The organism is Pseudomonas sp. Marseille-Q5115 (assembly GCF_916618905.1).
Taxonomy (GTDB): domain Bacteria; phylum Pseudomonadota; class Gammaproteobacteria; order Pseudomonadales; family Pseudomonadaceae; genus Aquipseudomonas; species Aquipseudomonas japonica_A.
Map to the genome: position 1 here is coordinate 1 of NZ_CAKAKI010000001.1, position 12,887 is coordinate 12,887.

Here is a 12,887-nt window from a genome sequence, read left to right on the forward strand (position 1 = left end):
CCGTGAACACGGTGGAACAGCACCTACGCGTCCAGGGCCAGTACTTCGATGCCAAAGCTGCAACGAACAACCTTTGAAATAAAAAACCTCACCAAGCGGCCTAGTCTCAAACCCCCTCTCACCTAACCCGCCCCAACGTCTCCCCCGGGCACTCCAGAAACAACTCCCGATACGCCTGCGCAAACCTACCCAAGTGCCAAAACGAATAGCTCATCGCAACTTCGGCCACGGTGGTATCCCCCGGCCCCGCTGCCAGCAGCGCTTGGCGCGCCAGGTTGAGCCTGCGCATCCGCAGCCACACTGTAGGCGGCATGCCTACGCATTCGGCGAAGGCCAGGCGTAGTTGCTGGAAAGAGGCGCCGGCGGTTTCGGCCAGTTCCACCGCGCTGAACTGTTCGGTGGGGTAAGCGCTTACACGGTCGAACACCTGCTGCACGATGCGCCTGTGCTTTCGCACCCGGTGGATGGTCGAGGACTGCTGCGCCTGGGCGGATTGTTCCAGTACGAACAAGCAGTCGTCCGCCAATTGCTCGGCGAGGAGCGCGCTGGTCTCGGCGTTTTCGTCGGCGGTGGCGGCGATACGCCCGAGCATGGCGCTGAGCCAACCCATGAACACGGCGCCATGGCTGGATTTGAGCGGGGTGAGCAGCAGGTCTTCGAAGGTGCGGTGCAGGTTGAGCGCGCGTAGCTGGCCCGTGGGCACTACCACTGCGATTTCCCGGTAATTCTCCGGCGTGATCCACAGGTTCTGGGTGCTGGCATCGAGCAGGTACAGCGCGGCATCGGCCATGTCGAAGCTGAACACCAAGGCATCGCCGGGTGCCTTGTAGTACTGCTCGATGCGGGTGTTCATGTGCTCTTCGTATACCTGAACGCCGCCGAGTTCGGCTTCGATCAGGCGGCCCTTGAACTGGCCCGCCGACATCTGCGCGTAGTGCAGGTGCCAGCCGGTGTTGGAGGCGCCTTGTTGGTCCGCGGCAACGGTATCTACGACCTTGACCGACATGGAGACACATTTTGTATTGAGAGGGGAGGCTGCCACCGTAGCAGCCGGGCTTGCCCGCGACAAGGTGTTACCCACCGCTAAGCGGACAACGGCAAGTGCTCCATATGGCGCACTAAAAAAGGGCGAACGCAAACGGCGAAAGTGGATAGACCGCTTGCGCGCCCATCCCCCAGCATGGCCTCAGCGAACCGGCAGCGCGCCGGCGCACCCGCACAATCGCCTAGAAGATGGCAGAGGCCACATGAACAGCAGCGTCAAAGCCCCCCTCACCGAGTGGTTAAGAACTTACGGCATCACCGAAGTGGAATGCGTGGTCAGCGACCTGACCGGCATTGCCCGCGGCAAGATCCTGCCCACCAACAAGTTTCTCGATGAGCACGGCATGCGCTTGCCTGAAAGCGTGCTGCTGCAAACGGTGACCGGCGACTATGTCGACGACGACATCTATTACAGCCTGCTGGACCCGGCCGACATCGACATGACCTGCCGTCCCGATCCGCAGGCCGCGTATGTGTTGCCTTGGGCCATCGAGCCGACCGCGATGGTGATCCACGACACCTTCGACCGTTATGGCAACCCCATTGAGCTGTCGCCGCGCAACGTGTTGAAAAAGGTATTGGCGCTTTACGCCGAGCAAGGCTGGCGCCCGGTGGTGGCCCCGGAGATGGAGTTCTACCTTACACAGCGTTGCGATGACCCGGACTTGCCGCTGCAAGTGCCGTTGGGCCGTTCTGGCCGGCCGGAAAGCGGGCGGCAGTCCTTCTCGATCGAGGCGGCCAACGAGTTCGACCCGTTGTTCGAAGACGTCTACGACTGGTGCGAAGCCCAGGGCCTGGACCTGGACACGCTGATCCACGAAGACGGCCCGGCGCAGATGGAGATCAACTTCCGTCACGGCGATGCCCTCGACCTTGCGGACCAGATCACCGTGTTCAAGCGCACCATGCGTGAGGCCGCGCTCAAGCACAACGTTGCCGCTACCTTTATGGCCAAGCCGATCACCGACGAGCCGGGCAGCGCCATGCACATCCACCAGAGCGTGGTAGACATCAACACCGGTGAAAGCGTGTTCAGCACCGCTGAAGGCGAGGCCAGCGCCCTGTTCCTTCACCACATTGGTGGCCTGCAACGCTACATCCCTGAAGTGCTGCCGCTGTTCGCGCCGAACGCCAACTCGTTCCGCCGCTTCCTGCCGGATACGTCTGCCCCGGTGAACGTGGAGTGGGGTGAGGAAAACCGCACCGTGGGCCTGCGCGTGCCGGGCTCTACGCCACAGGCGCGCCGGGTAGAAAACCGCTTGCCGGGCGCCGATGCCAACCCCTACCTGGCGATTGCAGCCAGCTTGCTGTGTGGCTACTTGGGCATGATGGAAGGCTGCGAGCCGAGCGCGCCTGTGCAAGGCCGAGGCTATGAGCGCCGCAACCTGCGCCTGCCGCTGACCATCGAAGACGCCCTGGAGCGCATGGAAGGCAGCGCCGCGCTAAGCCGCGTACTAGGGGCTAAATTCGTTCAGGGCTACGCCGCGGTAAAGCGCGCGGAGCACGAAAACTACAAGCGGGTCATCAGTTCGTGGGAGCGTGAGTTCCTGATGATGAGTGTTTGACCGGGCCCACCTTCCTACCCTTGTTGGAGGCACCATGAAGTCAGTTGTTGCTGCGTTTTGTTTACCGGCGGTATTGATCGGCGCCATTGCCCAGGCCCATGCCGAGGGCGGCACCGTGAAGATTTACAACTGGACGGACTACATTGGCCCGACCACCCTCGAAGACTTCGAGAAAGCCACCGGCATCAAGCCAACCTACGACGTGTTCGACTCCAACGAAACCCTCGAGGGTAAGTTGGTGACCGGGCACACCGGCTATGACGTGGTGGTGCCGTCCAACCACTTCCTGGGGCGGCAGATCAAGGCCGGCGCCTTCCAGAAGCTGGACCGCAGCAAACTGCCCAACTGGAAAAACCTCGACCCGCAGTTGATGAAGCAACTGGAAGCCAACGACCCGGGCAACCAGTACGCCGTGCCTTACCTTTGGGGCACCAACGGCATCGGTTACAACGTGGACAAGGTGAAGAAGGTACTGGGCGTCGACAAGATCGACTCCTGGGCCGTGCTGTTCGAGCCCGAGAACATCAAGAAGCTGAAGCAGTGTGGCGTGTCCTTCATGGACTCCCCGGATGAGCTGTTCCCGGCCATGCTCAATTACATGGGCATGGACCCGCGCAGCGAATCGCCTGCCGATTACAAACGCGCGGCGGAAAAACTCAAAACCGTTGCGCCTTACGTGACCTACTTCCACTCGTCCAAGTACGTGAGCGACCTGGCCACCGGCGACATTTGCGTGGCGTTCGGTTATTCCGGCGACGTGATACAGGCTGCGAACCGCGCCAAGGAAGCGAACAACGGGGTGAACGTGGCCTACGCCGTGCCCAAGGAAGGCGGCAACGTATGGTTCGACATGCTGGCCGTGCCCAAGGACGCCGAGCACCCGGACCAGGCCATGGCGTTCATCAACTACGTGCTAGACCCGAAAGTGATCGCCAACATCAGCGAAACCGTGGGCTATGCCAACCCCAACCTGGCCTCAAATCCCCTGATGGGCGAAGAGATTACCGGCAACCCGGGTATTTACCCGCCGCCTGAAGTGATGGCCAAGTTGTATATCTCGAAAGAACTCCCCAAGGACGTCATGCGCTTGATGACCCGTGAGTGGATCGACGTCAAACGCACGGGCCGTTGAAGGAATTGCTCATGTCTACCGCATTGCCGCACACCGGCTCTTATTACGCGGCGTCCGTGCCGCCAGCAGCGCCGCGTGCGGCTTTGCAAAACCACGTCACTGCCGATGTCTGCGTGATCGGCGGCGGCTTTACCGGCGTGAACACCGCGTTGGAGCTTGCCGAGCGTGGCTTGTCGGTGGTGCTGCTGGAGGCTCAGCGAATCGGCTGGGGCGCCAGTGGCCGCAACGGCGGGCAACTGATCCGCGGCCTGGGCCACGATGTGAGCCGCTTCTCCGATTTACTCGGCCAGGACGGCATACGCTTCCTGCACGATGCTGGCGCGGTGTCGGTGGACATCGTGCGCCAGCGCGTGGAGCGTAATGGCCTGGCCTGTGACTTGCGCTGGGGCTATTGCGACCTCGCGAACACCGCGCGCCATTGGCAGGGGCTGCAAGAGGAACTGAATGACCTTCAGGCGCAGGGTTATCCACATGCCCTGCGGCTGGTGGAAAAGCGCGACTTGCACGAAGTGGTGGCCTCCGAGGTTTACGAAGGCGGGCTGATCGACATGGGCTCGGGCCATTTGCACCCGCTCAAGCTGATCCAGGCCGAGGCGGCGCTGGCCGAGAAGCAGGGTGTGCGCATCTACGAAGGCAGCTTCGTGCGCCGTATCGAAAAAGGCCCGAAGGTTCAGGTGTTCACCGACCACGGCCAGGTTACGGCCAGCCACTTGGTACTGGGCTGTGACGCATTCCTTGAGAACCTTGAGCCGGCCCTCGAAGGCAAGCTGTTGCCGGCAGGTAGCTATGTGATTGCCACCGAGCCTTTGGGTGAGGAACGTGCAAGGGCGTTGATTCCGCAGAACATGGCGCTGTGCGACCAGCGTGTTGCGCTCGATTACTACCGGCTTACCGCAGACCATCGGCTTCTGTTTGGCGGGGCGTGCCATTACTCGGGGCGTGACCCGGCGAACATCGCCGATTACATGCGGCCGAAGATGGAGCGGGTGTTCCCGCAGCTCAAGGGCGTAGGTATCGAATTCGATTGGGGCGGCATGATCGGCATCAGCGCTAACCGCTTCCCGCAGATTGGCCGATTGCCGAGCGCGCCGAACGTGTATTACGCGCAGGGCTATTCGGGGCACGGCCTTAATGTGACGCACTTTGCCGCGCGGATCATTGCCCAGGCCATCGCCGAGCAGGAAAACCGCGCGGTCGACCTGTTCGGGCGCGTGCCGCACCGGACGTTCCCTGGGGGTAAACGGCTGCGCTCGCCACTGTTGGCGCTTGGGATGCTGTGGTACCGCTGCAAAGAGCTGATCTAACAGCAGGCATGACCCCGTGCATTTCATGCAGCAATGAACTGCATCCGGAGGGAATAGTGCGCTTGGTGCGTAGCAATCATGCTGTCGGTCTCACTCAACAGGAGCCGACTCATGGCCACCGTCATTACGTTCTCCGCTCCGGGCGGGCCTGAAGTACTCGAAGCCCGCGAACAGGACCTTCCCGCACCAGGCCCGGGCCAGGTGCGGATTGACCAACAGGCGATCGGTATCAACTACCTGGACGTCACCCAGCGCAACGGCGCCGTGCCGGTACCCCTGCCTTCGGGCCTGGGGCTGGAGGGCGCGGGCGTGGTCGCCGCAGTGGGCGAGGGCGTAACCTCCACCAAGGTGGGCGATAGAGTGGCCTATGCCACCGGCCCCCTGGGCGCCTACGCCCGCAGCCGGGTACTGCCGGCGGAAAAGCTGGTGCCGTTGCCGGCCTCGGTCAGTTACGAAGACGCCGCCGCCGTGCTGTTCAAGGGCATTACCTCGCAGTACCTGCTCAAGAGCACGTATCCCGTTGGCCCCGGTACCGTCATGGTGCTGTACGGCGTGGCCGGTGGCCTTGGGGCAATCATGGCCTCATGGGCCAAACATCTGGGGGCGACCGTGATCGGGGTGGTTTCCCGCGAAGCGAGCGTGGCCAAGGCCAAGGCGCTGGGTTGCGACCAGGTGCTGGTATTCGATGCCGCGTCGCTCGCCGAGCAGGTGGCGGCGTTCACTCAGGGCCAAAAGGCCGATGTGGTGTACGACCCGATCGGCCGCGACACCTTTGCAGCGTCGCTGGATTGCCTCAAGCCACGCGGCCTGATGGTGTCGTTCGGGGCGTCTTCTGGCGCGCCGGCGGCGGTGGAAGTCAGCACCTTGAACGCCAAGGGCTCGCTATTTCTCACCCGGCCCTCCATCGTGGCCCATACGGCAACCCCGGCCGAATATCAGGCTCGCGCCCAGGACGTGCTCGCGGCCTTGGAGGCAGGGATCATCCAGCCCCGCGTTTGCCGGACCTACCCACTGCGTGAGGCAGCACAAGCCCATGCCGATCTGGAAAGCGGGCGCACGTCGGGGACGCTGCTGCTGATCCCGTGAGTGGGGCTGGGGTATAGTCCGCCAGCTCCCACTTGGTAAGGAACCGCCTGTGCTCACGCCCGACAGCCGCCATACGGATGAAATCGCCGCGCTGCTCGCGGTGGCGGCGCAGGGCTCGTTCGTGGCCGCCGGCCGCCACTTGCAACGGCACGCAACCATTGTGTCCAAGCGCGTGGCCTCCATGGAGGCGCGGCTGGGCGTTCGGTTGGTTGAACGCAGCACTCGTCAGGTTCACCTCACCGATGCCGGCGCACGGCTGGTGGCACGCTTGCGGCTGGCCACCGAGCTGATGGTCGAAGCGCAGCAGGAAGCCGCCAGTGGCGCCGCGCAGGTGGGTGGCCATTTGCGCCTGGCCGTGCCTGCGGCCATGGGGCGGCTTTGGCTGGCGCCTCGGTTGCCGGCTTTTCTTGCCGCGCACCCCGGGGTGACGGTGACGGTGGATTACAGCGAGCGCTTTGTGGATGTGATTGGCGAAGGCTTTGACCTGGCCATTCGTATCGGCGACCTGGACGATAACCGCCTGGTGGCCCGCCGGGTTGGCGAGCACCGTCGCATTCTCTGCGCAGCCCCTTCCTATATCGAGCGCCACGGCTGGCCGCACACGCCGGCCGCGCTGGCGGAACATAACTGCCTGGCATTCAGCGGGCTTGCAGCCTACCCCGACTGGCAACTGTTCAACGGCGCCGAGCGCTGTGTGGTGCGGCCGCAAGGCTCGTTGGTGTCCAACGACAGTGAATCGCTGCTCAGCGCGGCATTGGCCGGTACAGGCATCCTTGGCGCGGGCGCCTGGCTGTTCAGCCGGGGGCTGGCCAGCAAGGCGCTGGTCAGGGTGTTACCGGAGTGGGAGTTGGGCGCCCGGGGCGGGATCTACCTCGTGCGGCCATCGGCCAAGTTCGCCTCTGCCGCTACGCTTGCCCTGAAAGCGTGGCTTGAGGGTCAGTTCGGTAGTGCGGGCGATTGGTAAACGCGGCACGCCGGGGCAGGCGCTGGAAAATCCAGGCACGCCGCTACACCCGGGTTCGCTGCCTCGAAACGCAGCGTACCGTTCAGTTGGCGGCTGAGCGAACGCATGATGGTCATGCCCAGCGAACGCCCCTTGCGAGGGTCGAGGCCCTGGGGCAGGCCTGGCCCGTAATCGCGCACCTGCAAGCAGAAACCCCCTTCGGCCGCCAACAGTGAAACATCCACCACCCCCGCAAGTGCGTCGGGGTACGCGTACTTCAACGCATTGGTGATCATCTCGTTGGCGATCAGGGCCAAGGGCGTGGCGTTGTCCAGCGACAGCGGCAGGGGTTGCGCCTGAAGGTTGAACGCCACCTGAGGGGCCGTCGCCCTGGCGCTCTCGATCACGCCTTCAATGTAGGCGGCGGCATCCACGGCCTCGGCTTCGTCTGCGCGGTACAGCTTTTCATGCACGCTGGCGATACTGGCGATCCGCGCGGACATGTCCAGCAGCGCCGAACGGGTTTCCGCGTGGGTTGCGCGGCGCTGTTGAAGCTGGATCAGGCTGCTGATCAATTGCAGGTTGTTCTTGGTGCGGTGGTTCACCTCGGCCAGCAAGGTTTCGTTACGCCGCAGCACGTCTGCCTGTACCCGCAGCGTGCGGCGTAGCTCCAGCTGGGTCATCACCTGGTTGGCCAAGGTTTTCAAGGCAAAGCGTTGGTCGTCGGTAAGCTCACGCGCAACGGTATCGAGGATGCACAGCGTGCCGATGCCATACCCCTCCGAGGTTTCCAGCAGGCAGCCCGCGTAAAAACGCAGGCCGGCTTCGGCCGTTACCAGTGGATTTTCACGCATGCGTGGGTCTTCGCGCAGGTCGCGGATTACCGTAACGCCTGGTTGCAGCAACACATGACGGCAGATGGAAACATCCAGCGGGGTTTCGCGAATGCCAAGGCCCACTTCGGCCTTGAACCACTGGCGGTGCTCTTCAATCAGGTTCACTACCGAAATGGGCGCGGCGCAGATGCGGGATGCGAGGGCCACCAGATCGTCGAAATCGGCTTCGCGCGGCGTATCCAGAATACCGAAGCCACGAAGCGCGGCGAGCCTGGCCTGTTCAGCGTGCTGAATTTCAGCACCCAGCATTGCGGACATCATGAACCTCGGCACAACTGTGGTGTGCATGGCGGTGAAGTGAACCCTGGAATCAAAGCCTCCACGGCGCTTGGCCCGGGATTGTTTCACAGCCAGGAGGTCGCGTATCGGGGTTGCCGCCCAAAGGCCTACGGCTCGTCGGAGGGCAGCGTCCGGTGCTATTAAAAGGCCTTGAGTCGCCGATACAGCGAAGAGACCACGTGGTGCCCGCTATGATTCGAAAAATTTCAGTCACCGAGCTGACCGTCGGCATGTTTTTACATGAGGCCGCGGGCAGTGGCATTACCCAGTCGCTGTGGAAGGTAGGCTTCAAGGTCCAACACCCTGTGGACCTGGAGCGTATTCTCGCCAGCGGTATCGCCCAGGTGTACATCGACACGTCCAAAGGCCTGGATGTGGCAGCGTGCGTGGCAGCCGTGTCGCCGGCGCCTGCGCCCGCCGTTGGGCTGCAGGCTGAAGTGGACCAGGCGCTCGCCGTGTGTGCCAGGGCCAAGCGGGCAGTGGCCAGCATGTTCAACGATGCCCGCCTGGGGCACGCCATCAGTAACGAGGCGGCCGTTGCGGTCGTCGAGGAAATTGCCGCCTCGGTCATGCGCCACCCTCATGCGTTGATCAGCCTCGCCCGCCTGAAGACGGCGGACGAATACACCTACATGCACTCGGTGGCCGTGTGCGGCCTGATGGTGGCTCTGGCCCGCCAGCTTGGGCAGGCCGATGCGGATGTGCTCGAAGCCGGCACCGCTGGCCTGTTGCATGACATCGGCAAGATGGCCATCCCGCTGGATATTCTCAACAAGCCCGGCCGCCTCACGGACGAAGAGTTCCAGGTCATTCGCGCGCACCCCTTGGGTGGGCTGGACATTTTGCGCCGTAGTGGCTTTTTGAGCGTGGCAGCGATCGACGTCTGCTTGCATCACCACGAGAAATACGACGGCACCGGCTACCCCCATGGGCTGCAAGGGGAGGCCATCAGCCCGATGGCGCGGATGGCGGCCATTTGTGACGTGTACGACGCGGTAACCTCCGCCCGGCCGTACAAAAAACCCTGGGGGCCGGCGCATTCGCTCAAAGAGATGGCCTCCTGGAAGGGGCACTTCGATACCCACCTGTTCCAGGCCTTTGTGCGCACTGTTGGGATTTACCCGGTGGGCGCCCTGGTGCGGCTGGCCAGTGATCGCCTGGCCGTAGTGGCGGAGCAGAACGACGGCGCCCTGCTGGCACCCCGTGTGGTACTGCTGCTGGACTGCAAACGGCGGCAATTGCTGGCGCCGCAAAGCATCGACCTCACCACCGGCGAAGACCGTATCGTGCGGATCGAAACCGCGGAAGCCTGGGGCCTGCCAGAGCTGGATCGAGCCTGGTCGGGCCTTGCCGCGCAGCGCTACCCCTTGTTCGAGTGAAGAAGGGAAGGGGAAACTTGCGCCGCAAGGGTGACTAACGTGCGATAAACCCGCAAAATGGTCAGTCTTTTCGTGGCCCTGGCCATGCTGAACCCTTCGGATTGGACCTGTTGACTCTATGCGAATGCGCCTAATGCTGTTGGGCGGCGGTAGCGCCCTTGGTCAAGCGCTGATTCGCCAAGGGGCGGAGGAAGACATCGGCTTCCTTGCCCCGCGCCCACCGGACACCGGCTGGGACGCCCCGAGCCTGACCCAACTGCTCGACGACACCCGCCCGGATGCACTGGTTAACCTTGCCTATTATTTCGACTGGTTCCAGGCGGGCGAAGTAAGCGAAGCCCGGCTGGCTGGCCAGGAACGGGCCGTGGAGCGGCTGGCCGAACTCTGCCAGCACCACGGTATCGTGCTGGTGCAGCCGTCGAGCTACCGCGTGTTCGACGGCTCGCGCGCCACGGCCTACAGCGAAAAGGACGAGCCCTTGCCTCTGGGTACCCGTGGGCAGGCCTTGTGGCGTATCGAGCAAAGCGTACGCGCCATTTGCCCGCAGCATGTGTTGTTGCGCTTCGGCTGGTTGCTCGATGACAGCCCCGACGGCTTGCTCGGCCGCTTCCTCAGCCGCGCCGAAACCGCTTCGCAGGTGTTGCTGGCCGATGACCGCCGCGGTAACCCGACGCCGGTGGACGATGCCGCCCGCGTCATTCTGTCGGTGCTCAAGCAACTCGATTGCGCCGCGCCGCTATGGGGTACCTATCACTACGCCGGTAACGAGGCTACCACTGCAGTGGCGCTGGGCCAGGCCATTCTGGCGGAAGCCGCTGGTATGCGGCAGTTGAGCGTTCAGGCACCCACCCCGCAAGCGCATGCCGCCCGGGCCGACGCCGCGGACGAGCCGCAGCATGCGGTGCTGGCCTGCAAGAAAATCCTCCATACCTTTGGTATCAAGCCCCGCGCCTGGCGCGCCGGTTTGCACACCTTGCTGGACCGGTATTACCGCCATGGCTGAACGCCCCATACTGATCACTGGCGGTGCCGGTTTCATCGGCTCGCACCTGGTAGATGCACTGCTTGCACGTGGGCACGCCGTGCGAGTGCTCGATAACCTGTCCACTGGCAAGCGCGAAAACCTGCCCATGGGCCATCCCGGCCTGCAACTGTGCGTAGGTGACGCGGCCGATCCCGCCTTGCTCGCCGAGGCCGCCAAGGGTTGCAGCGCCGCCGTGCATCTGGCCGCAGTAGCGTCGGTCCAGGCCTCGGTAGAGGATCCGGTCGGCACCCACCGAAGCAACTTCATGGCCACGCTCAACCTGTGCGAAGCCCTGCGCGCAAACGGCGTCCGCCGGGTGCTTTTTGCGTCCAGCGCGGCGGTGTACGGCAATAACGGTGAAGGCCAGGCCATCAGCGAAGCAGTGCCCAAGGCGCCGCTAACCCCCTACGCCGCGGACAAACTGGCAAGCGAGCATTACCTGGACTTCTACCGGCGCGAGCATGGGCTGGAGCCGGTGGTGTTTCGCTTCTTCAACATCTACGGCCCGCGGCAAGACCCTTCCTCGCCTTATTCAGGCGTGATCAGCATCTTCGCGGAACGGGCCCGGGCCGGCTTACCGATCACCTTGTTCGGCGATGGCGAGCAAACCCGGGATTTCTTCTATGTAGAAGACCTGGTTGGCCTGTTGGTGCAGGCCCTTGAAGGCGAATACGTGGAAAGCGGGCCGTTCAATGTGGGGCTGAACCAAGCCACGTCGCTCAACCGCCTGCTCGAAGCCCTTGGCTCAGTGCTGGGCAGTTTGCCTCCCGTGAGCCACCTCGCCCCGCGGGCTGGCGATATCAAGCATTCGCGGGCGGACAACTCAAGGCTGCTGGCGCATTTCCAGCTGGGCAGCGTTACCCCGCTGGAAACCGGCCTGCGCCGCCTGTTGGGCGATCAGAATTTGTAGCCCAGCCCCACCATGTACACCCAAGGGTCAACGTCCACGTTGACCTTGGTACGGCCCACCCCAAGGGCCGTGGGGCCGTCAACGCTCGCCTTGGTATTGATGTCGGCGTACCACACAGCGGCGTTGAACATCACATGGTCGGTCAGCATGTAATCCACGCCCACCTGGCCGGCCAGGCCGATGGAATCCTGCAGCTTGAAGTGGCTGAAGCCCTGAGCTTTTCGTTCGCTGCTCAAGTCTTCGTCGAAGAACAGCGTGTAGTTCACACCGATACCGGCATAGGGCTGCAAGCGTGAGGTGGGCGCCATCGGGTAGTACTGCAGCGAGAGGGTAGGCGGCAATTGGCGGATATCCCCCAGCTTGCCATCCAGCCCGTCGATGCCGGTGGCCGCGCTGATGCCTTTCACGCCTACACGGTGCTGGAACGGCGTGGCCGCCAACAGCTCCACGCCGATATGGTCCGTGAGCATATAGGCGAAGGCCAGGCCCAGCTGAGTGTCGCCATCCAGTGTGGCGCGGGTGCCACTGATCCGCGCGCCATCGAGCTTCAGCTCGCCGCTGTCCTCGTTGGGCGATACTTTCGCGGCACCGGCGCGGATGATGAAGTCCCCCGCCTGGTGGGCGAACGCGGCGGGGGCAGCCAGTGCCAGGGCAAGGGTAGCGGCACCGAATACAGACGTTTTCATGAAAGCTCCATTGGCAGACGAATGCGTTCAATCCTGAACGCCCGCCGCAGAGCAACCATTGATCCAGCTCAATAAACGCCCGCCGCGCCCCTGCGACAGGGTGCCGCACCGGGCGGTTCAGTCCGGCAGTTCGTAGGCGAAAATCTTCTGCGCTTCCATCTGGTACCCCGCTTCGGCCAGCTCGCTGCTGGTGGTTTTTACCTGCATGGCGCCTTCCACCCAATACGGCTGATACAGCTCTTCCACCTTCACACCCAGCTCGGTCACCACGTGCACGATCTGGTTGGAGGGCGGCGGTGGCACATGGATGCAGGCGCCGTAATACGGCACCAGCAGAAAGTCCGTGGTGCGGCCGTCCTCGTTCACCTCCAGCGGTACGATATAACCGGGAAGCCGCACCTGCTGGCCGTCCAGCGCCTTCACCACCGGCGCATGGGTCGCCAACTGGTGCGCGGCCGGGGCGGCTTCGGCCAGGCCGGTGCCGAGGGTCGACAGGTCGTGCATCGGTGTCATTACCGGGGCGATCTTCGGCGCATCGGGCGGCACCAGTGCTTCCCATGTAAGTACGCGGGTGGCTTCGGCATGGGCGGTACTCGCAACCACCAGCATCAAGGCTAACAACAGGCGCATGAGCGCTCC

General features: G+C 63.5%; 12 protein-coding genes. 8 read left to right on the forward strand and 4 right to left on the reverse strand.

Going from position 1 to position 12,887, the window contains the following annotated elements:
• Nucleotides 1–118: 118 nt before the first annotated feature.
• The gene (locus LG385_RS00005; protein WP_225771457.1) at nucleotides 119–1,006 is read right to left on the reverse strand and encodes a helix-turn-helix domain-containing protein; all 888 of its coding nucleotides are present in this window, start codon (nucleotides 1,004–1,006) and stop codon (nucleotides 119–121) included.
• A gap of 241 nt (nucleotides 1,007–1,247) precedes the next feature.
• Between LG385_RS00005 and LG385_RS00010 the strand changes: the two genes are divergently transcribed.
• The 5 genes from LG385_RS00010 (at nucleotide 1,248) to LG385_RS00030 (ending at nucleotide 7,095) form a co-directional block, all read left to right on the forward strand.
• A complete protein-coding gene (locus tag LG385_RS00010; RefSeq protein ID WP_181117494.1) occupies nucleotides 1,248–2,609 on the forward strand; it encodes a glutamine synthetase family protein in 1,362 nt (453 codons plus the stop codon).
• A gap of 34 nt (nucleotides 2,610–2,643) precedes the next feature.
• Nucleotides 2,644–3,741: a polyamine ABC transporter substrate-binding protein gene (locus tag LG385_RS00015; protein WP_225771459.1), complete on the forward strand. Its 1,098-nt coding sequence runs from the start codon at nucleotides 2,644–2,646 to the stop codon at nucleotides 3,739–3,741.
• An 11-nt stretch (nucleotides 3,742–3,752) separates the two neighbouring features.
• The gene (locus tag LG385_RS00020; protein ID WP_225771461.1) at nucleotides 3,753–5,045 is read left to right on the forward strand and encodes an NAD(P)/FAD-dependent oxidoreductase; all 1,293 of its coding nucleotides are present in this window, start codon (nucleotides 3,753–3,755) and stop codon (nucleotides 5,043–5,045) included.
• A 111-nt stretch (nucleotides 5,046–5,156) separates the two neighbouring features.
• Nucleotides 5,157–6,131, forward strand: coding sequence for a quinone oxidoreductase family protein (locus tag LG385_RS00025; protein ID WP_225771463.1), 975 nt, complete (start codon nucleotides 5,157–5,159; stop codon nucleotides 6,129–6,131).
• Between the two features lie 49 nt (nucleotides 6,132–6,180).
• The gene (locus tag LG385_RS00030; protein WP_181122454.1) at nucleotides 6,181–7,095 is read left to right on the forward strand and encodes a LysR family transcriptional regulator; all 915 of its coding nucleotides are present in this window, start codon (nucleotides 6,181–6,183) and stop codon (nucleotides 7,093–7,095) included.
• Here the strand turns inward: LG385_RS00030 and LG385_RS00035 are convergent.
• Nucleotides 7,068–8,219 carry a sensor histidine kinase gene (locus LG385_RS00035; RefSeq protein ID WP_225771465.1) on the reverse strand — a complete coding sequence of 384 codons (1,152 nt, stop codon included), beginning with the start codon at nucleotides 8,217–8,219 and terminating at the stop codon, nucleotides 7,068–7,070. The two genes, LG385_RS00030 and LG385_RS00035, sit on opposite strands and share 28 nt — an antisense overlap.
• Before the next feature lie 221 nt (nucleotides 8,220–8,440).
• Between LG385_RS00035 and LG385_RS00040 the strand changes: the two genes are divergently transcribed.
• The 3 genes from LG385_RS00040 (at nucleotide 8,441) to LG385_RS00050 (ending at nucleotide 11,562) form a co-directional block, all read left to right on the forward strand.
• Entirely contained in the window at nucleotides 8,441–9,628 is a 1,188-nt protein-coding gene (locus LG385_RS00040) for an HD-GYP domain-containing protein (protein WP_225771467.1), read from the forward strand.
• 118 nt (nucleotides 9,629–9,746) lie between these two features.
• Nucleotides 9,747–10,631 (forward strand): sugar nucleotide-binding protein, encoded by an 885-nt coding sequence (locus LG385_RS00045; protein ID WP_181117487.1) that lies wholly within the window; start codon nucleotides 9,747–9,749, stop codon nucleotides 10,629–10,631.
• The gene (locus tag LG385_RS00050; RefSeq protein WP_225771469.1) at nucleotides 10,624–11,562 is read left to right on the forward strand and encodes an NAD-dependent epimerase/dehydratase family protein; all 939 of its coding nucleotides are present in this window, start codon (nucleotides 10,624–10,626) and stop codon (nucleotides 11,560–11,562) included. The genes LG385_RS00045 and LG385_RS00050 overlap by 8 nt, the downstream gene beginning before the upstream one ends.
• Here LG385_RS00050 and LG385_RS00055 read toward each other — a convergent pair.
• Together LG385_RS00055 and LG385_RS00060 are read right to left on the reverse strand one after the other, a co-directional pair.
• A complete protein-coding gene (locus LG385_RS00055) occupies nucleotides 11,550–12,248 on the reverse strand; it encodes an OmpW/AlkL family protein (protein WP_225771471.1) in 699 nt (232 codons plus the stop codon). The two genes, LG385_RS00050 and LG385_RS00055, sit on opposite strands and share 13 nt — an antisense overlap.
• A gap of 117 nt (nucleotides 12,249–12,365) precedes the next feature.
• Nucleotides 12,366–12,878 carry a DUF3299 domain-containing protein gene (locus LG385_RS00060; protein WP_225771473.1) on the reverse strand — a complete coding sequence of 171 codons (513 nt, stop codon included), beginning with the start codon at nucleotides 12,876–12,878 and terminating at the stop codon, nucleotides 12,366–12,368.
• Nucleotides 12,879–12,887: the final 9 nt, after the last annotated feature.

Excerpts from the sequence above, each read along its gene's own strand:
- LG385_RS00005 (WP_225771457.1), bottom strand. The coding sequence starts at position 1,006 with ATGTCGGTCAAGGTCGTAGATACCGTTGCCGCGGACCAACAAGGCGCC.
- LG385_RS00010 (WP_181117494.1), top strand. The coding sequence starts at position 1,248 with ATGAACAGCAGCGTCAAAGCCCCCCTCACCGAGTGGTTAAGAACTTAC.
- LG385_RS00015 (WP_225771459.1), top strand. The coding sequence starts at position 2,644 with ATGAAGTCAGTTGTTGCTGCGTTTTGTTTACCGGCGGTATTGATCGGC.
- LG385_RS00020 (WP_225771461.1), top strand. The coding sequence starts at position 3,753 with ATGTCTACCGCATTGCCGCACACCGGCTCTTATTACGCGGCGTCCGTG.
- LG385_RS00025 (WP_225771463.1), top strand. The coding sequence starts at position 5,157 with ATGGCCACCGTCATTACGTTCTCCGCTCCGGGCGGGCCTGAAGTACTC.
- LG385_RS00035 (WP_225771465.1), bottom strand. The coding sequence starts at position 8,219 with ATGCTGGGTGCTGAAATTCAGCACGCTGAACAGGCCAGGCTCGCCGCG.
- LG385_RS00040 (WP_225771467.1), top strand. The coding sequence starts at position 8,441 with ATGATTCGAAAAATTTCAGTCACCGAGCTGACCGTCGGCATGTTTTTA.
- LG385_RS00045 (WP_181117487.1), top strand. The coding sequence starts at position 9,747 with ATGCGAATGCGCCTAATGCTGTTGGGCGGCGGTAGCGCCCTTGGTCAA.
- LG385_RS00050 (WP_225771469.1), top strand. The coding sequence starts at position 10,624 with ATGGCTGAACGCCCCATACTGATCACTGGCGGTGCCGGTTTCATCGGC.
- LG385_RS00055 (WP_225771471.1), bottom strand. The coding sequence starts at position 12,248 with ATGAAAACGTCTGTATTCGGTGCCGCTACCCTTGCCCTGGCACTGGCT.
- LG385_RS00060 (WP_225771473.1), bottom strand. The coding sequence starts at position 12,878 with ATGCGCCTGTTGTTAGCCTTGATGCTGGTGGTTGCGAGTACCGCCCAT.